General features: G+C 70.5%; 15 protein-coding genes and 1 pseudogene. 6 read left to right on the top strand and 10 right to left on the bottom strand.

The annotated features are described in order from the left end of the window. Window positions 1-653 precede the first annotated feature (653 nt). From ACWD3I_RS45910 to ACWD3I_RS45925, 4 genes are all read left to right on the top strand, one after another. Complete coding sequence (locus ACWD3I_RS45910) at window positions 654-1,568, top strand: hypothetical protein (protein ID WP_365412453.1); 915 nt, start codon at window positions 654-656, stop codon at window positions 1,566-1,568. Further along, window positions 1,568-3,706: a bifunctional serine/threonine-protein kinase/ABC transporter substrate-binding protein gene (locus ACWD3I_RS45915; protein WP_365412451.1), complete on the top strand. Its 2,139-nt coding sequence runs from the start codon at window positions 1,568-1,570 to the stop codon at window positions 3,704-3,706. The genes ACWD3I_RS45910 and ACWD3I_RS45915 overlap by 1 nt, the downstream gene beginning before the upstream one ends. A 32-nt stretch (window positions 3,707-3,738) precedes the next feature. Further along, on the top strand, window positions 3,739-5,976 hold the full coding sequence (locus ACWD3I_RS45920) for a bifunctional serine/threonine-protein kinase/ABC transporter substrate-binding protein (protein WP_365412449.1): 2,238 nt from the start codon (window positions 3,739-3,741) through the stop codon (window positions 5,974-5,976). A gap of 246 nt (window positions 5,977-6,222) precedes the next feature. Next, window positions 6,223-6,912 carry a class I SAM-dependent methyltransferase gene (locus ACWD3I_RS45925; RefSeq protein WP_365412447.1) on the top strand — a complete coding sequence of 230 codons (690 nt, stop codon included), beginning with the start codon at window positions 6,223-6,225 and terminating at the stop codon, window positions 6,910-6,912. A 287-nt stretch (window positions 6,913-7,199) separates the two neighbouring features. Here the strand turns inward: ACWD3I_RS45925 and ACWD3I_RS45930 are convergent, their stop codons facing one another. Beyond that, the gene (locus ACWD3I_RS45930) at window positions 7,200-7,550 is read right to left on the bottom strand and encodes a hypothetical protein (RefSeq protein WP_365412445.1); all 351 of its coding nucleotides are present in this window, start codon (window positions 7,548-7,550) and stop codon (window positions 7,200-7,202) included. Between the two features lie 410 nt (window positions 7,551-7,960). On the opposite strand from ACWD3I_RS45930, the gene ACWD3I_RS45935 reads away from it, so the two are divergent. After that, entirely contained in the window at window positions 7,961-9,397 is a 1,437-nt protein-coding gene (locus tag ACWD3I_RS45935) for an MFS transporter (RefSeq protein WP_365412443.1), read from the top strand. 435 nt (window positions 9,398-9,832) lie between these two features. Here ACWD3I_RS45935 and ACWD3I_RS45940 read toward each other — a convergent pair whose 3' ends face one another. The 7 genes from ACWD3I_RS45940 to ACWD3I_RS45970 all read right to left on the bottom strand — a co-directional run bounded on the left by ACWD3I_RS45940 (window position 9,833) and on the right by ACWD3I_RS45970 (window position 16,054). Then, on the bottom strand, window positions 9,833-9,976 hold the full coding sequence (locus tag ACWD3I_RS45940) for a hypothetical protein (protein WP_365412441.1): 144 nt from the start codon (window positions 9,974-9,976) through the stop codon (window positions 9,833-9,835). A gap of 279 nt (window positions 9,977-10,255) precedes the next feature. Beyond that, entirely contained in the window at window positions 10,256-10,672 is a 417-nt protein-coding gene (locus ACWD3I_RS45945) for a hypothetical protein (RefSeq protein WP_365412439.1), read from the bottom strand. 1,274 nt (window positions 10,673-11,946) lie between these two features. Next, on the bottom strand, window positions 11,947-12,414 hold the full coding sequence (locus ACWD3I_RS45950; RefSeq protein ID WP_365412437.1) for a DUF7144 family membrane protein: 468 nt from the start codon (window positions 12,412-12,414) through the stop codon (window positions 11,947-11,949). A 30-nt stretch (window positions 12,415-12,444) separates the two neighbouring features. Then, on the bottom strand, window positions 12,445-12,909 hold the full coding sequence (locus tag ACWD3I_RS45955; protein WP_365412435.1) for an SHOCT domain-containing protein: 465 nt from the start codon (window positions 12,907-12,909) through the stop codon (window positions 12,445-12,447). Window positions 12,910-13,053: 144 nt separating this feature from the next. Then, complete coding sequence (locus ACWD3I_RS45960) at window positions 13,054-13,911, bottom strand: ribonuclease BN (protein ID WP_365412433.1); 858 nt, start codon at window positions 13,909-13,911, stop codon at window positions 13,054-13,056. Window positions 13,912-13,914: 3 nt separating this feature from the next. Then, window positions 13,915-15,273 (bottom strand): hypothetical protein, encoded by a 1,359-nt coding sequence (locus tag ACWD3I_RS45965; protein WP_365412431.1) that lies wholly within the window; start codon window positions 15,271-15,273, stop codon window positions 13,915-13,917. 121 nt (window positions 15,274-15,394) lie between these two features. Beyond that, window positions 15,395-16,054 carry an HdeD family acid-resistance protein gene (locus ACWD3I_RS45970; RefSeq protein ID WP_365412429.1) on the bottom strand — a complete coding sequence of 220 codons (660 nt, stop codon included), beginning with the start codon at window positions 16,052-16,054 and terminating at the stop codon, window positions 15,395-15,397. Between the two features lie 338 nt (window positions 16,055-16,392). Between ACWD3I_RS45970 and ACWD3I_RS45975 the strand changes: the two are divergent. Then, window positions 16,393-16,563: pseudogene (locus ACWD3I_RS45975) on the top strand (DUF2252 family protein); the annotation flags it as partial. Between the two features lie 19 nt (window positions 16,564-16,582). Here the strand turns inward: ACWD3I_RS45975 and ACWD3I_RS45980 are convergent. Together ACWD3I_RS45980 and ACWD3I_RS45985 are read right to left on the bottom strand one after the other, a co-directional pair. After that, a complete protein-coding gene (locus ACWD3I_RS45980) occupies window positions 16,583-16,780 on the bottom strand; it encodes a hypothetical protein (RefSeq protein ID WP_266898614.1) in 198 nt (65 codons plus the stop codon). A 125-nt stretch (window positions 16,781-16,905) separates the two neighbouring features. Then, window positions 16,906-17,424 carry a hypothetical protein gene (locus ACWD3I_RS45985; protein WP_365412455.1) on the bottom strand — a complete coding sequence of 173 codons (519 nt, stop codon included), beginning with the start codon at window positions 17,422-17,424 and terminating at the stop codon, window positions 16,906-16,908. Window positions 17,425-17,430: the final 6 nt, after the last annotated feature.

Raw genomic sequence — 17,430 nt, forward strand, 5'->3', positions numbered from 1 at the left:
CCGCCAGCCGTCGAACACCCAGAGTCACCAACGCGACGGCCTGATGACCGGCTTCACGAAAATCTTGGATGAACCGATTGTCATGACCGCCGTCAGACGTGCCGCGCCGAACTCGGGATCGGCGTAGTTGCGTCCAACTCCGGCGGCGGTTCCGATCATCGTCGTGGAACCGCTGCTCATGGGTCCGCGAGCTGCTCCCCAGGCCGTCCACAGCAGTCCATCGGAGTTCTCTCCGGGTGTGCCCGCCACCACCTCTGTTCTGCTGTCCTTGGTTCCGCACCGCCAACGCCGAGGCGCTCATGGGCCCACAGACTCCAGGACAGGTTCTCGACGCTGTCCGGCGAGCCGCGAAGGGCGCGAAGGCCGTTCTCGCCTCGGTGTTGCGCATGCTGCGCCCGACTTGCCGTCGGCCGAGCTCCTGAAGACCGTCTGCGAGGCACCGGCGTCACCGGTTGCCGACATTTCACGAGGCATGTCCCGTACATCCTGAGCCCTCTGAACTACCTTGAGGAAAGAGGGCGTTGGGGGAACCGTCCGGTACCGGCGGGGCATCGGTACAGGCATGAAGAGCGGCCGTCGACACGGTGTGCGCGGCAGCCCGTCACGTGGAGCGGTGGGAACCGGAGGGTGAGCATGCGACGAGGGGAGAGATCGTGACGTATGCGAAGGCCCGGTTGGTCTGCGGGGTCGTCATGACGTGCGCGACGCTGCTGGCCGGCTGCACGGACGGCGGCAGCACTCCGGGCAGTGAGACGACGCGGGGGTCGAACCCGGATGCCGCCCGGAGTGATGGTGACGCAGAGACCGGGTCGTCCACAGACACGGACGCAGGCACCGACGCCGGTGCCTTACCCGCGACCTCGCCGACCGAACAGGCGGACCCGGCGAAGCAGCCGCACACCACGGCCGAGGCGCGGGCGTTCGTCCGGAAGATGATCGCCGATCCGGAGCTGGTCGGCTCGGAGGCGGCACCGGGGACACCGTACGAGAGTGACCCGAACACCTGGGCCGTGCTGGGCGAGGACTGCGCATGGCAGCGGAAGGGGCTGCCGAAGGACGTACTGGCCACGCTCACCCGCCACTTCGAGATGCCCGCGAGCGATGCCGAGGTGCCCGTGCGGCTGTCGACCACGGTCACGGTGCACCGGACGGCGCTGGACGCCGCCTGGGAACAGGCCGGGATGCTGGAGGAGGCCGTCGGCTGCCCGGAGCAGACCCTGCGGACGGGCGAGCGGCTGACCGATCTCTCCTCCGTGGCCGTCGCCTGGGGCGAGAGCGCCAACACGTCCAGCGACGACTCGCTGTCGGAGTCGGGCGTGTGCGTCAGCGACACCCGGGGCGGGCCGTACCGCTACTCGTGGACGCAGTCCGTATTCGGCTCGGTCGTGATCTCCGCGTCCTCGTGCGGAGGGCAGGAGGACACGACGAGCGAGGTGGATGTAGCCGCCAGGATGCTGCTGCGGGTACAGGACGCGATAGGAAGCCCCACCGGGTCCGGCTCGGCCTCACCGGACCCGGCCACCCCTTCCGACAGCCCCACCGTCGGCGACAAGAAGGACGGCGAGTGATGGACCGTCTCCTTCCCACCGACCCTTCCCGCCTCGGCGCCAACCGCCTGCTGGGCCGCCTGGGAGCCGGCGGTATGGGCATGGTCTACCTGGCGCGGACCGGGACCGGCGACCTGGCCGCCGTGAAGGTGATCCAGCCCGAGTACGCCGACCAGACCGAGTTCCGGGCCCGATTCCGCCGGGAGGCGTCCTCCGCCGGGCAGGTCGACAGCCCGTGGGTGGTGCAGGTGCTCGACGCTGACACGGATGCGGCGGCGCCGTGGCTGGCCACCGCGTTCGTGCCCGGACCCTCCCTGGCCGAGGCGGTCGCGGCTTGCGGAGCGCTGCCCGAGCGTGCGGTACGGGTGCTGGGAAAGGTGCTGGCCCGCGCCCTGACCGCCGTTCATGAGGCGGGCCTGGTGCACCGGGACGTCAAGCCGGGCAACGTCCTGCTCGCCCTCGACGGCCCCCGACTGATCGACTTCGGCATCGCCCGCCCGACAGCGGCCGACGAGACCGAACTGACCTCGGACAACATGGTGGTCGGCACCCCCGGCTTCCTCTCTCCCGAGCAGGCACGGGCACAGCAGGTGGACGCGGCGAGCGACGTCTTCTCGCTGGGGTGCGTGCTGGCGTACGCGGCCACCGGCCGACTGCCGTTCGGTACCGGCGCAGCGGACGCGCTGCTGTACCGCACGGTCCACGACGCACCTGAGCTGGACGGTGTGACGGACGCCGAGCTGCGGGCGCTGCTCTGCCGCTGTCTGGCGAAGGAACCGGAGCAACGGCCCACAGCCGCCGAGGTGGACGCGACACTGGTGGAGGACGCCCCGGCCGGCACCGTGGACTGGCTGCCCGACCCGGTCGTACGGATGATCGCCGAACGGTCGGCGGAGATGCTCGCCCTGCCGGGCATCGAGCCCACCGAAGTGTCGCAGGAGCCGCGGAGTCACAGCCGCCGCAGCGCCCTCGCCCTGGGAGGCGGCGCGGCGCTGCTCCTGGCGGGCGGCGGGGCCGCGCTGTGGGCGGCGCTCCGCGACGACGACCCGGGGACACCGACCGCGAGCAGCCCCTGGGTCATCGGCCTCCACGCGGATCTGACGGGCCCGCTGCGGCAGACCGGGCAGGCACAGGAGCGGGGCGCACAGCTGGCGGTGGAGCAGTTCAACGCACGCAAGGGCAGGCCGTTCTCCCTCGCCCTGCGGAGCGAGGACGACCGGGGAGAGCCGGCCCGCGCGGTCCAGGCGGCGCGGCGACTGACCGGCGCCGCCGATGTCCTCGCCGTGCTCGGCCCCACCGGCTACTCCTCGGCGCTGGCCGCGCTGGAGGTCTACGACGGCGCCAGGACGCCACTGCTGACGGTGTCGGAGCTGTCGACCAGTGCAGCGCAGTCGGCCATCGCCGGCGCCGCCCCGCGCTCGTACTTCCGGGCCGCGTCACTGTCCGCGTACGGCGCCCTCGCCACCGTCACCGCACTCGGCGCGGCAGGTGTCGCCAAGCTGGGCACGCTGGGCGACCGGGCGGGCAGGATCGCCGGCATGGAGTCCGTGATCGTGACCGGATTGCAGGCACGCGGCCGGCTGGAGCTGTACCTGCGTGTGGTCCCCGCCCTCGCGAGCACGAGCGACCTGGCACCCGTCACCGACGACATGATCGGCCGCGGTGTCGACGCCTTCTACTACATCGGCACACCCGAACGGGCCGCCGCGGTCGCCCGCGCCCTCGCGGAGCGGAACTTCACCGGGCCCCGCTACCTCGACGCCGCCTCCGCCACCGACGCCTTCATCACCGACGCCGGGCAGGCGGCCGAGGGCTGGCAGGTGCTGACGTCCTACATCGCACCCGACGCCGCACCCGTGAAAGCCTTCGCCACCTCCTACCGCAAGCGGTACGGCAGCGCGCCGGGCCCGTGGGCGGCCGAGGCGTACGACGTGACGCGCCTGCTCGCCGACCGGCTCACCGCCCTCGCCCCGAAGGGCGGGAAGCGGCCCACCCACGACCGGCTCACCCGGGCCCTCGCCGCGGCCCGGTTCACCGGGGTGGCCGCGACCTACGCCTTCGACGACCAGAAGCGGATGAAGCAGCAGATGCTCCACCAGTACCGCGTCCACAACGGCCGGTTCGCCTACATGGGCGTCCTGGACGTCACCGGAACCTGACCGACGCGGCTGGAACCGGAAGGGCTGGACCGATGCGGGCGCTGCACGCGCAAGACCCCGGCGAGCTGGGCGGGCACCGGCTGCTCGCCCGGCTCGGCGCGGGGGGCATGGGCGTGGTCTACCTGGCCCGTACCGCCGATGGGACCCTGGTCGCCCTGAAGGTCATCCGTGCCGAGTACGCCGCCGACCGGGCCTTCCGGGAGCGGTTCAGGCGCGAAGCCCGGCTGGCCAGGGGGTTCACCTGCCGCTGGCTGGTGCCGGTCACCGACGCCGACGCCGAGGACCGCGAGCCGTGGCTGGCCACCGCGTTCGTACCGGGGCCCTCCCTGGCCGAGGCGGTGGACGGCCACGGACCGCTGCCGCCCACCGTCGTCAGTGCGCTCGGCGCCCGGCTGGCGGAGGCACTGAGCGAGGTGCACGGTGCGGGCCTGGTGCACCGGGACGTCAAGCCGGGCAACGTCCTGCTCGCCCTCGACGGCCCCCGACTGATCGACTTCGGCATCGCCCAGGCCAGCGGTGCCACAGCGCTGACCGAGCCCGGCGCGATCGTCGGCACCCCCGGCTACCTCGCTCCCGAGCAGGCACGGACCGGGGGCGAGGCGGCCCCGTCGAGCGACCTGTTCGCCCTGGGCTGTGTGCTGGCGTACTCGGTCACCGGGCTGCGGCCCTTCGGCCTCGGCGACCCGGCCGCCGTCCTGTACCGCACCGTGCACGAGGAACCCGACGTGCCCGGCCTCGGCCGGCTGCCGCTCCCCCTGCGTACGGCGATCACCGGCTGCCTGGCCAAGGACCCCTCCGGGCGACCCACGGCGACCGAGCTCGCCCGCTGCCTACGGGGTGTCGGGCATACGCCCGCAGGCCCCGATCAGCAGTCCGCTCCCCATCAACAGACCACCCCCACCGAGGGGTTCGCCTCCGCCTCCGCCCCCTCGGCCGACTGGCTCCCCTCCGCCGTACTACGCCTGGTCGCGGACCGCTCCGCCCGAGCCCTGGACCCGCCGCCCCGGCAGACCCCCACGGCCCCGCTGGAACCCACCGCCGTCGACGAGGGACGCGCTCCCTCCCGGCGTCGGATCCTCGCCATCGGCGGCTCAGCACTCGCGATCCTCGCAGCATCCGGCACCGCAATCCTGCTGACGAACCGTCAGGCCGCCACCCAGCGCGGCGCGGCACAGAACCTTCCCACCCATGTCATCGGCTTCCAAGCCGCCCTGACGGGTCATCAAAAAATGGTCGGACTGGCCCAGGAGCGCGGCGCCCGGCTCGCCGTGGCCGCCCACAACGACCGCGAAAACACCCGCTTCCGGCTCGCCCTCACCTCGTACGACGACCGGGGCGAAGCCGGGCGGGCGACGGAAGGAGCCCGCAAACTGCTCGCCGAACGGTTCCTGTGTGCGGTGATCGGCCCCACCACCGTCGCCGCCGCCCGTGCAGCGGTCCCCCTGTACGGGGAGGCGTCCACGCCGGTCCTGCTTGTCTCGGCCGACTACGACGCTTTGGGGCTGTCCTCGGCCACGGAACGCACCCTCTGCGTGACCACGGCCCCCAGCAGGTACCGGACCCTGCCGGTGCTCGCCTACCTGACCTGGGTCCACAAGGTCGAGCGCACCGCCGTCGTCCAGGACCAGGCCGCGGCCGGGATGGCCGACACTGCTCGCACCCTGCGAGAGACACCGCCCAGCGAAGGCACCGCCACCGTCCACCCGGTGGCCTCCGGCACTGACGACTTCGGCCCGGCCGTCGCCGCCGCGCTGGCCACAAAACCCGAGGCCGTCGTCTACGCGGGCACCTCGCCGACCCGGGCCGCGGCCTGCGCCCGCGCGCTGGCCACCGCGCGTTTCACCGGTCCCCGGGTGACCTTCGAATCCATCAAGCGCCCAGCTTTTCTGGAAGCAGCGGGCGAGGCCGCCGAGGGCTGGGTGTTCGAGGCGCCCTACAGCGAACCGCAGTCGTCGGACAGCAGGTCCGCCCACGCCTTCACCGCCGCGTACCGCGACCGCTACGGCGCGCTTCCCGCCCGCTGGGCTGCCGAAGCCTACGACGCGGTGGGTCTGATCGCCGCTTCCCTGGACGCCCATGGCGGCGGCGCCGGCATCACCCCTGGGCAGGTCGCCGAACGGCTCTTCAAACTCAGCTACGACGGTGTGGCCAAGCCCGTCCGCTTCACCCAGGACATCACCCACGGACTCAGACCCGAGAACACAAGCTTCCTGTACCAGGTCAAGGACGGGAAGTTCCGCTTCCTCGGCCGGTACGACCAGGTGAGCTGACCGGCGCGCTTCCACAGGCGAACCGCACGCCCTCGCCGCCGGGCCCGGGCACCACATCCCACGTGAGGGGCGGGCCGTTCAGTCGCCAGCACGTGTCTGCACAAGCGAACGGCTCTGTCCCGTGATCGGCATCCCGCCCAGGACTCCGATGGCCGCTTGCGCACCGAAGACCGGAGCCCAAGCATCGTCCGGGTGAGATTCCCCGGAATCGGCCACCCGGCCGGCCACCGCCACCAGGATGAGGGGGTGACGAGTACCGCAGACCTCTGGCACCACTACGGTCGCGTCCGCGCCGAACACGACCGCGCCGTCCCGCAGACCTTCCACTGGATCTGGAGCCAAGACGGCGGTCCCGGCCCGGAGGTCCTCGGCACTCTGACCGGCCGCATCGTCGGCGACCTGGGTTCCGGATCTGCTCGGCACGCCGCCCATCTGACGGTTCACCACTCCCCCGCCCGCATCGTCGCCGTCGACGGCTCACCCGCCCAGTGCGACATGGCCGCCACGCTGTTCGGCCACCTCGCACCGCGCCTGCGCATCGTCTCAGCCGACGCCGTCAGCCATCTGACAGCACATCGTGACACCTACGACGTGCTGTACAGCGTCTTCGGCGCCGTCGACTTCACCGACCCGCACTCGATGCTGCCGGCGGCAGCAGCCGCCCTACGGCCGGGCGGCCGCCTGGTGTTCTCCACCCTGGCGCACTATCTGGGCGGCCGGCCCGCGCAGCCGGACGTCGTGGCTGCCGACGTCCCGGCGCGGACCCCCGAGGGGAAGGAGACCACGATGCGCCGCTGGGTGCTTCGGGAAAACGTGTGGGTGAAGCTCCTGGACGAGGCCGGATTCACCGGCATCGACATCGACCTACTGCCCTCGCCGGCCGCCGGGCCTCGTTGCGCCGCCACCCTCCTGGTAACGGCCCATCGCACTTCCTGACCCCTGAGGTCCCGCTGCACCCCGACGCATCACGCGCGGCTACCGGACGCAACCGACAAGCCGCACCGGGTGTGAGCAGCCAGTCAGCGGAGCGCCGTTGGGCAGCCTCCCGACCCGTTCACACGTTGCCAAAGCCTGTGCCGTACGGGACCGGGAAGACAATGGGGACACGTGCAGTGACTCACCGACGCCGGGGGACGGAGTGCATCACCGCGTCGGCGACTTCGGTGCGGGGCTGGCTCCTGGCACCCAGGTGGGTCAGGACGAGCAGGACGGTGGGAAAGCTGTCATCGAAGTCCGGGACATGCGACTCGCGACTCCGACTCGCCGGTCTCCTGGTCTATGCGACTTGGGTGCAGCCACCAGTCGGCCGCATCCGTGTCATCGTGGCCCAGGCAGTGGGCGAAAACGGTGCCGTCGACCTGGAGTGCGGGCAGCCGGCTGATCGCCCGAAACAGGGCCAGCGATTCGGTGACCTGGGCGAAGCGGGCATCGTCGTCGGTGAGATGGTGCAACGCGATGGTGTTGAAGGCGGCGTGGGCGCGTTCGGGGTGGACGTCTTCGCTGTGGCAGGCGCGGTCCATGACGCGCTCGCGCAGCACAAGCCAGGCGAAGCCAACGACGTCGGAGTTGGCCATGCCGAAGGGTGGGAGACGAGCGCGGCCTTGCTCTTTGCGAGCAGTGCTGGAGGGTGCGCGGGGCGCGGCGCGGGCCCCTACCGTGCTCAGGGCCGGCGGTTCGGGGAGCCGGCGCCCGGCGCAGTGCGTAAGCGTAGGCGCTCGCCCTGAGGGCCGAACATGATCAGGTATTCGACCGGCTGACCGATACCGACGTTCGCCACCCCGTGCGGGGTACGGGTACGGACGAAAAGGCCAGAATCCTCGGGCTTCAGCCCAAGGAGCAAGTCAATGCTGCGCGCCTTCGACGCCACGGCGGTTGACCATGCGACGGTCTTGACGGCGGTTGCGTTCCGTCAGCGCTTGGCTGCTCACGGCGACGAGACCCAGTTCCTCAGGACATCAAAACTGGCAAACGGGCAGGTGGCGGCATGGCGGGGACGGCAGCGACGGGACCCGGGGGACGTGCGGCGGGGGCGCGGCGAGTGCTCGCTCCGCTGGCGTTGGCGCAGTTCATCTGTAGCTTCGCCGGCTCCAACATGAACGTGATGATCAATGACATCAGCGAGGACCTGGACACCACCGTGCAGGGTGTCCAGACCGCGATCACGATCTTCCTGCTGGTGATGGCGGCGCTGATGATCCCGGGCGGGAAGCTGACCGACAAGTGGGGGCGCAAGCGCTGCCTGCTGGCGGGGCTCGTGGTCTACGGGGTGGGGGCAGTGCTCAGTGCGGCCGCGCCGGGGCTGGGCGTGCTGATCCTCGGGAACTCGATTCTGGAGGGTGTGGGTACGGCGCTGTTGATCCCGCCGGTCTACATCCTGACCACGCTGCTGTTCACCGACTTGGCGTCCCGGGCGCGTGCGTTCGGCGCGATCATGGCGATGGGCGGGATCGGGGCGGCCGCCGGTCCGCTGATCGGCGGGCTGATCACAAGCGCCATCAGCTGGCGGGCCGCGTTCGTGTTCCAGGCGCTGGTGATCGTGGTGATCGTGGTACTCAGCCGAGGAATCACCGATCCGCTGCCGCCCGACCCTGCCCGGCCCTTCGACACGGTCGGGGCCGTGCTGTCGGCGGCGGGCCTGGTGCTGCTGGTGACGGGCATCCTGGCCGTCGACAACAACGGCTGGCTGGCGCTGGGCCTGCTGCTGGCCGGTGCGCTGGTGCTGACCGGCTTCTTCGCCTGGGTGCGCGGCCGCGAGCGTGCCGGCCGGGAGGTGCTGCTGTCGACGGACTTGTTCCGCAATCGCACCTCCAACCTCGGCCTGGTCACCCAGAACGCGCAGTGGCTGATGCTGATGGGCGTCTCGTTCACCGTCGCCGCCTACCTGCAGGTCGTCCGCGGCTACGACGCGATCGAGACGGGCGTCATTTTCACCGCTGCGACCCTCGGCATCCTCGCTTCCTCACTGGCAGCCGAGAAGCTGGCCCGGCGCCGTGCACAGCGCACCCTCATCATGGCGGGCTTCATCGTGACGATCGCCGGCATCGCCATGCTGCTGGCCCTGGTCGCCTGGAGGCCCGGCGCCTGGGCGTTCGCCCCCGGTCTGCTGCTGATCGGGCTGGGTCTGGGGGTGATGCTCACCCCGTCGGTGAACCTGGTCCAGTCGTGCTTCCCCGAGACGCAGCAGGGCGAGATCTCCGGCCTGTCGCGCAGCATCTCCAACCTCGGCTCCTCGCTCGGCACGGCCGTCGCGGGCACGATCCTCGTCTCGGGGCTCAGCAAGGGCGCGTACGCAGCGGCCATGGTGGCGCTTACGGTCGTGGGCCTGGGCGGACTGGCCGCAGCGGCGCTGCTGCCGCGTGCCGGCCGGGCCCATACCACCGGCGCCGGGACGGCGACACCGCCCAGGGCGCCGACGCAGTGACCGTAACGCGACACCTGCGTCGGCCGCCCGCCGAGGGTTCGTGCGGTCAGCCGGTCGGGCCTTCGGCACGGTCGAGCTCCTCATCCAGGGCGAGAACGGCGCCGATCAGGGCCAAGTGGGCAAAGGCTTGCGGAAAGTTTTCGAGCTGTTCGCCGGAGGGGCCGATCTCTTCGGCGAACAGCCCGACGTGGTTGGCGTGACCTGGCGGAATTCCTGCGCTTCGGCCGCGCCCTCGGGCCGCTGTCGGTCCTCAACCGCCGCCGTTCCCTGCTCCAGTCGACGGCTGGCTGGTCCCTGCTGCTGCCCACAGCCTTGGCCGTCACGGCAGGAGCACTTGTCTCCTGGTGACTCGCCGCGCCAGTGACCCACGGCATCGGCCCCGACCGACCCTCTGGAGGCCCGCATCGGCCTGACACAAAAGGCCCGTGCTGTCGGCTAGGACCTCTCCTCGCGCTGACGGCGGCGGGCAGCGACGTTGCGGAGCAGCTGGTACAGGCTCGCTACGACCATGACCGCCCCGATGGCGACCAGCGACCACTCGCCGTCGCGGCACCAATCCACACCGCCGATCAACAACATCACGGACAGCGCGAGACGAGCCCCGGATGATGGGAAACCGTCACGTCCGGTTCGGCGGGAGGCCGTGCGGAACAGGGCCAGCTCACGGCAGAAGAGCCGCTCACGAATCGATTCGGACCCCCAGATCCGCGACTCCCCCGGTACGGCAGATCTGGTCCGTCATCTGTCCGAGAAGCGGATGGATGCCCGAGTGCGGACGCTTCCCTCACGTGTCTGCGACGCGGCTCCGCAGGGTGCCACGGTACGAGACAGGGCGTGCCGAGGCCCCCTGCCGATGTGTCACCAGCAGGGCGTGGAGACGTTGCCCACCTCGTTGCCCTTGAGCAAGCCGCCCCAGATGTAGTTGCCGTCCGAGAGGAGGACCCACTTGTCGTGATAGATGCCGTTGGCGTTGACATAGCCGCCCACGAGCCAGCATTCGGCGCTCAGGCTCTGGTTCGCCGCGACGGTGTAGGCGATGCTGTAGCCCGTCGAAGGCCCGATCCGTACATTGCCGTTGATCCAGGTGGTGACGGTCTGCGCCTGAAGGCTCATGGCCTGGGCTGCGGGTTGCGCCGCCGGCTCGGCCGATGCTGCGGCGGACGGAGCGGCCGCGCCACCCGCCACTACGATCGCTGCCGCAGCTGCGGTCGTGAGCTTGGTCATCAAGCGTGAAGTCCTGCGCTGCATGGAGGTTTTCTCCTTGTTCAGTGACATGTGCCGTGTGATTCTTCGGTGTCCAGCTCGCCGTGCTTCCATGTGCGCCTTCTTTCGCCGCTGGTGAACGCCCCGTTACGGAATACCGGGCGACACCGGGCCGCAGCGGGCGGTGCAAGGGGGGCGCGGAACCTGGAGCGCGAGAAGGGGATATCACCAGGGAGTAAAGGTGCTGCCGCTGACGGGGGACGGGCGGTCACCTGCGGGCAGACACGGAAGGCCCGGCTCGCCGAGCTGCTGGTCGGGGTCGTGAACGGGCCTCGCTGGATCCACGAATTCTTGCCTTGAATGCTGGAACTGGCGCTCAGGACGCCCCACCCCATCTGTCTGCTCCGACGCTACCCGTGTACCTCTCGTACGAGGCGACGGCGTACGGCGGGTCGGTGTTCACCGCCACTGCCCCCGCCCCCGCCATACCCCGGCCGCTGGGACTGTCAGGGATGTCGGTGAAACCCTTCGCGCCTCCCGTGCAGTCCGGCGCCGCCGCCTGCGCCGCACCCGAAGACCCGGCCACCAGCCCCGCCCCCAGCACCAACGCGGCGGCGTCCACGCTCAAGACACGACGGACACTACGCATGTCACCCCTGGTTGAAACGCCGACAGCCCCCGCCGGGGCCCTCTTTTGGTGAACCACCGTCAGACATCGCTGCCGGTCCCTCGATGCTCACGCGCCCACGGGCACGCGGACCAGCATTTCGAGCCCTCTAAAAAAGGGACACTACGAGCAAACAGCCCCGAAAGCCCTCTCGAACGGGCAGGTCATGTCCCGCTGGGCGCTAGGTGATGTAGTCACAGCAGCTGTTTCGATTCCGGTTACCAGAACACCTGTAGCTCAACCACGGGAAGAGTCTGGTGACGGCCCTCGTCGCCGTGGCACGAGGGTGACCGCACGATCCCGTCCAGGGTTCCGCCACCGTCAGCGCCATAGCCTCGGCGGTGGGATGAAGCGCTCCGGACTGCCCTGAGTCGGATGGAGCCGGGTTGCTTGGTTTCAGGCTACTGGCGGGGTGCGGAGTCCGTACTCCACCCTGCTGAGCATGCCCAGCAGTTCGGCAGCTCGCCGGTGGATGGCCGACTCGGACTCCAGCCTGTCCGTGCCGGGCAACTATCCGGTGTCGATGAGGTGTTGGCACCGCCAGGCGCAGATCGTCTGGTCGCTCGCTGATGCCGAGGTCGCCCAGTTACTCGGCAACCTCGGCGGCCTTCCGGATCGTACGAGATCGAGGACCTTGCGGCGGGAATGTGATTCCATTCCGCGGCCCTCTCCCTCCGACTCACGCCCTGTGCGACGGGCGCTCGTCGTACAGCGGGCGCTCCTCTGACAGGTCGTAGAGGTTGCCGCGCTGGACCACGCACAGCGCCCAGATGATGAAGCCCGAGATGGCGATCATCACGACCGACCACACCGGGTAGTACGGAAGGGAGAGGAAGTTGGCGATGATGACGAGTCCGGCGATGACCACGCCGAGCACGCGTGCCCAGGTCGCGGTCCGGAGCAGGCCGATGCTGACGATCACGGCTACCACGCCCAGAGCGAGGTGGACCCAGCCCCAGCCGGTCAGGTCGTACGCGAACACGTAGTTGCGCGTCGTGAGGAAGATGTCGTCCTCGGCGATGGCCATGATGCCCCGGAAGATGTCGAGCAGGCCGACGAGGAAAAGCATCACGGCCGCGAAGGCTGTCAGGCCTGTTGCCCATTCCTGCTTCGCCGTGTCTGCCGGCCGGGTGTGTGTGGCGGTCATCTTGAGCCTCGTTTCGTGTGGTCCGGATGCTCAGCGATCGGCGGTCCGGGAGGTGGAGCCCGCGGGTTCCGTCGGGCCGTGGCCGGTCAGAACCAGTTCCTTCGCCCTGCTGAACTCCTCGTCCGTGATGTCGCCGCGGGAGCGGATCTCGGACAGCCTGGCGAGTTCGTCGACGCTGCTGGTCTGGCCGCCGGCCGCGGTCTGCCTGATGTAGCTGTTGAACTCCTCCTGCTGCGCACGCGCTTGCGCCACCTCCCGGCGGCCCATGTTCTTACCGCGGGCGATCACGTAGACGAAGATGCCCAGGAAGGGCAGCAGGACGGTGAACACCAGCCATCCGGCCTTCGCCCAGCCGCTCATGGCGTCGTCACGGAAGATGTCGGTGATGATCCGGAAGAGCAGGACGAACCACATGATCCACAGGAAGAACAGCAGCATGCTCCAGAAAACGCTCAGCATGGGATAGTCGTACGCCAGGTACGTCTGCGCGCTCATGTCTCTCCTCCGTCCCGGGCGTCCGCCCGACCGACGTTGCCCGCTGTCTTCAGCGTGCGCAGGACAAGGACCGCTGCGCCTCACCCGACGCGGGTGAGCCCGCGGCAGCTTCACAGCCCTGGCTGACGCGCTCCGGCGGCCATGTCAGGGGGCGTCGTGCCCACCGCCGCGGGGTGCCGAGACCGACCGAAACCAGGTGGTGGAGGAGACGTACTCGCCGAGGGCCAGGCCCGAGACGGCCACGAGGAAGACGGCGATCAGCCAGGAAAGGAAGGTGAAGACGGGGCCCAGGGGGCCGAACTCGTGCAGGCTGCGCTCCATGGCCGTGGGCACCAGAACGCGGGCGCCCAGGCTCAGCAGGACCGTACCGGTGCCGGCCAGCAGCGCTCCCGGCAACAGGCTCCACCAGCCGATCCGGCCGCCCAGCAGCAAATGCTGGGACCACCACCACAGCAGTGTCGCCGAGAGCAGGGACAGCACCGTGCCGGTCACTGCACCGGCGCCGCTGCGCAGCGGCGCCTGGAGCAGGAGGAAGCCCAGCCAGACGATCAGCCACAGCAGCCAGCGCCAGAGCGCGGCCCGCACCGGGGTACGCGGCAGATGCCAGCACCGCTCGCACACCGCTTGAAGCGCCCGGCTGAACGCCGTGGCCGACACCAGCGTCACCATGACACCCGCGCCTCCGGCGGTGTTCCGTGTCGTGCCAGTCGCGGAGAAGACCTCCCGCAGTTCGTCGAGGGTGTCGCCACGCACTCCCAGAACCGCCCGGAGAGAGTCGGCCAGCAGGTCCTGCAGCCAGCCGGGAGCGAACGCCGCGACGGTCATCAGCAGCGGCAGCGCGGTGAGGAATGCCTGCGCGGCGAGCCGGACGGAGCCCTCGACAATGTTGAGTGCCGACAGACGGGACAGCAGCCGGGCCGCGGCCCCGGACTTCAGGGCGGCCGCGGCCCACGCGACCGTGCGGCTGCGCGATGTGTGCCCGGGGCCGGGGTTCCCGATCATGGCTCACGGGGCCGCCCGTTCCGTCGCCCGGTCCCCCGCATGGCCAGCCGGTCCGGCGGCCGCCGCGAGGATCGCCAGGATGAGCACGACGGCCAGGGCGATGCCGAGAACGAGCACCACTCCTGCGACCGTGGGGTGGTTCCAGAGCACCAGGGCGAGCGCTCCGGCCGCGATGACGGCACCGGTGGTCCATGCCCGGTGATCCGTCAGCCAGCGGCCGGTGGCCCCGGTGCGCAGTCCGGCATGGCGCAGCCCCCGGCCGGCGGCCGTCGTTCCCCGGTCCGTCAGCGTGCGGAGGGCGCGGGCAGGGCGTCCGGGACCGTACAGATAGGCGACCAGCGCGGTGATCACTGCCAGGACCAGCAGGGTTCGCGCGCTGTCGCGCAGGAAGCGGACGAACGTGTCGTAGATCGCCGCGGCCGCGTCGGTGGGCAGTGCCGTGGGCGGGACCGAGTCCAGGTAGACCCGCCTGACGACGACGAGCGCGACGAGCAGCACCCCCATCATCACGCCCACACCGATCCCGGTGATCATCACCATCACCCGGTGGGCCGGATTGGTCCAGACGGCAAGCGCGGCGAGCGCGATGGTCAGGACGGGCAGCCAGGTACCGAGGATGTCCAGGAGCCGCATCGTGTCCTGTGCTTTGCCCAGTTCCTCGGCCTGGAACAGCGTGATGGTCCGGTCCGTGTCCGGGATGGCGGCCGCCTTGTCGAAGCCCGCGTCGACGAGCCGCTCCCGTACTTCGGTGATGACCTCTCCCACGTCCAGTTGGACCGTGTCGCCCTCGGCGCGCACGGCACCTTCGCGTTGGCCGGTGAGCATGTTCACCACCGCGGCGTGCGAGCGCCGGTTGGCGCCCTCCCACGCCTGCTGGAAGGCGTCGCCGGTGATCACGCGGGTGATGGTGCGGTCGACGACGCTTCTGACCGCGCTGCGCAGCGGCCCTTCGAGGGACTCTGCCCCCGCCACGACGCGCGGTGACGCTCCGGACTCCTGGAGCGCCTTGCTGAGCGAGTCCGTCACCGCCGCGACGTCCACGTTGTCGACGACGCGGTTCGTGAGCCGGTTGATCACGACCTCCTGCACGGCCGGCTCGGACGCCAGCGGAGCGACGGTATCGACGTATCTGTCGGTGTCGGAGACCGTGTCCTGGACCCAGGCCGCGGCGACGGCCAGGGGCGCGAGCAGCAGAGCCAGCAGGAGCAGGACCGAGGAGCCGACCTGGCGCAGCCGCCGGTGGCGTGTCGCCGCGTGACGGCGCAGTCGCTCGTATTCCGCTCGCTCCTCAGCGGTCATGGCATGTTCCTGCCGGGAGGCTCCGCCGGGATCCGGCGGGTCCGGGGTGGCGGCCGGGTTCATGGATGCTCCTATCCGTGTGTGCGCCGCCCCGGCCGCGACGCTCGCCGCTCGGGATGACGCAGCGGGAAAGACCGTGCGGGCCGGTGCGTCTGTCACGCCCACCGGAGCGGCGGGCAAGGTGTCAGTCGCTCCTGGCGGGGGGCTGCGGCCCTGCCGTGGACGTCCTTGCGAGCGCGGCCCGCCACGCGAAGGCGACCAACGCCTCGGCGAGGCCGAGCAGGACGAGCCACAGGCCGAGCAGCCGCGTCAGGGCGCGGGCCGACTCGGCAGGCAGGGCGAGCACCACGATCCCCGCGACGATGCCGAGCACCGCGACGAGCATGACGACGCCACGGTGCGGCAGGTCCTGGACGGCGACGGCCGTGTAGAGGGTGAGGATGCCGGACACGAGCCAGACACCCCCGGTGATCAATGACAGTGCGGCGATCGTCTGCAGCGGGTTCCGCAGGCACAGCACCCCGGCAAGGACGTACAGCACGGCCAGGAGCAGCCCCGCCAGCCGTTCGTCCGCCGCCCGCGCGAAGACGCCCACGAACCGGAACGCCCCGGTCACCAACAGGTACAGGCCGATGAGGACCGCCAGGACGTGCAGGGTCGCGTCCGGCCAGACGAGTATCAGGAGGCCCGGCACCAATGTCGCCAAGGCCCCGCTCAAGATCCAGGTCCAGGAACGGCCGAGCCGCCCGAGTACGTCCGCGGAGTCCCCCAGCGGATCGGGGGCCGCACCGTCGGACGTGTGTTCCTGCCGGGTGTGCGATGCCGGACCACGCGGCATGGACATGGCTCCTCCTCACGTGATCAGCCGTCGCCTCCGCAAGCTGACGAGGCGGGGGGAGGGCCGTGTGCGAGCACCTGACCGCTTCAGGGTCACGCCTGCCGCTCGGTGACCGGCTCACCCACCACGGGTGAGCGCTTGACGCCGCCACGGCGGACGGACCACGCCCGGGCCGGGCCGGAGTCGGCTGCTCGCCTCGCCGGAGCGCCGTCTGGTCTTCGACATCAACGACGTCCACGCGACCCTGCCCGGGCCGGGCCGGAGTCGGCTGCTCGCCTCGCCGGAGCGCCGTCTGGTCTTCGACATCAACGACGTCCACGCGACCCTGCCCGGGCCGTTCGGTCCACGCCCGCTCCGGCGATCCCATCGCCCTCGCCGCCTATCCGGGCACCGGCGACGGCTTCGATCGCGCGCTCACCGAGTTCGCCCAGCCCTACGCCGACCAGAACGAGCGTGACTTCACGGCGCTGAAAGCCGCCCGCCACGCCGGCCGGATCGGGGCGGAGCGGCACTGAGCACGGCGCCCCGCCCCGGTCACTCCGGCAGGTGGCGCATCTCCAGTACCCGCAGTCCCAGTGACTGGCAGCGGGCGAGCAGTCCGTACAGGTGCGCTTCGTCCACGACGGGCCCGAACAGGATGGTCTGGCCGGACATCACCACATAGCCAAGCTCCGGAAACGCCTTGGCCATCGTTTCCGACAGGTGTCCCTCGACTCGGATCTCGTAGCGCACGAACGGTCCTTCCTGGACTGCCTCGAACAGGCGAACGGCGCCCCTTCCCTACGATCGTCCGCCTTCGTGCTCCTTCGGGCCTCACCCGGTACAGGTGACCGTCTTGCGGCGACCGGACGCCGGGCTCAATGCTTCAGGAAGATCTTGAAGGAAATGATCAGCAGGCCGAGCAGCAGGTTGACCGATGCGGTGACGACCATGAGCCGTGGCGACGCACCGGCGCGGCGTGCCGCGGCCACGGACCAGCCCACCTGGCCGGCCACAGCGACACAGAGAGCCAGCCAGAGGGAACCTCGCACGTCCAGACCGAAGAGCGGACCGGCAAGCACCGCGGCGGCCGGCGGGATGGCCGCCTTGACGATCGGCCACTCCTCACAGCACACGTTCCACACGACCCGGCGGTCCGGAGCCTGTTGCGCCAGGCGCGCCCCGAAGAGCTGGGCATGCACGTGCCCGATCCAGAACACCACGCCGGTGAGCAACAGCAACAACACCAACTCGGCGCGGGGGAACGAGCCCAGGGAACCGGCGCCGACCACCACGGAAGCCGCGAGCATGGATCCGTAGACGCCGCCCGTGTAGTCCGCGCGAGCCCGGCGCTCAGCACGGTGCTTCCGCCGGGCCGGGCCGGTCGTGACTCTCATCCTGGA

Source organism: Streptomyces sp. NPDC002817, assembly GCF_053592055.1.

Excerpts from the sequence above, each read along its gene's own strand:
- ACWD3I_RS45965 (WP_365412431.1), bottom strand. The coding sequence starts at position 15,273 with ATGAACCCGGCCGCCACCCCGGACCCGCCGGATCCCGGCGGAGCCTCC.
- ACWD3I_RS45945 (WP_365412439.1), bottom strand. The coding sequence starts at position 10,672 with ATGTCACTGAACAAGGAGAAAACCTCCATGCAGCGCAGGACTTCACGC.
- ACWD3I_RS45930 (WP_365412445.1), bottom strand. The coding sequence starts at position 7,550 with ATGGCCAACTCCGACGTCGTTGGCTTCGCCTGGCTTGTGCTGCGCGAG.
- ACWD3I_RS45955 (WP_365412435.1), bottom strand. The coding sequence starts at position 12,909 with ATGAGCGCGCAGACGTACCTGGCGTACGACTATCCCATGCTGAGCGTT.
- ACWD3I_RS45935 (WP_365412443.1), top strand. The coding sequence starts at position 7,961 with ATGGCGGGGACGGCAGCGACGGGACCCGGGGGACGTGCGGCGGGGGCG.
- ACWD3I_RS45915 (WP_365412451.1), top strand. The coding sequence starts at position 1,568 with ATGGACCGTCTCCTTCCCACCGACCCTTCCCGCCTCGGCGCCAACCGC.
- ACWD3I_RS45920 (WP_365412449.1), top strand. The coding sequence starts at position 3,739 with ATGCGGGCGCTGCACGCGCAAGACCCCGGCGAGCTGGGCGGGCACCGG.
- ACWD3I_RS45985 (WP_365412455.1), bottom strand. The coding sequence starts at position 17,424 with ATGAGAGTCACGACCGGCCCGGCCCGGCGGAAGCACCGTGCTGAGCGC.
- ACWD3I_RS45940 (WP_365412441.1), bottom strand. The coding sequence starts at position 9,976 with ATGTTGTTGATCGGCGGTGTGGATTGGTGCCGCGACGGCGAGTGGTCG.
- ACWD3I_RS45960 (WP_365412433.1), bottom strand. The coding sequence starts at position 13,911 with ATGATCGGGAACCCCGGCCCCGGGCACACATCGCGCAGCCGCACGGTC.
- ACWD3I_RS45950 (WP_365412437.1), bottom strand. The coding sequence starts at position 12,414 with ATGACCGCCACACACACCCGGCCGGCAGACACGGCGAAGCAGGAATGG.
- ACWD3I_RS45970 (WP_365412429.1), bottom strand. The coding sequence starts at position 16,054 with ATGTCCATGCCGCGTGGTCCGGCATCGCACACCCGGCAGGAACACACG.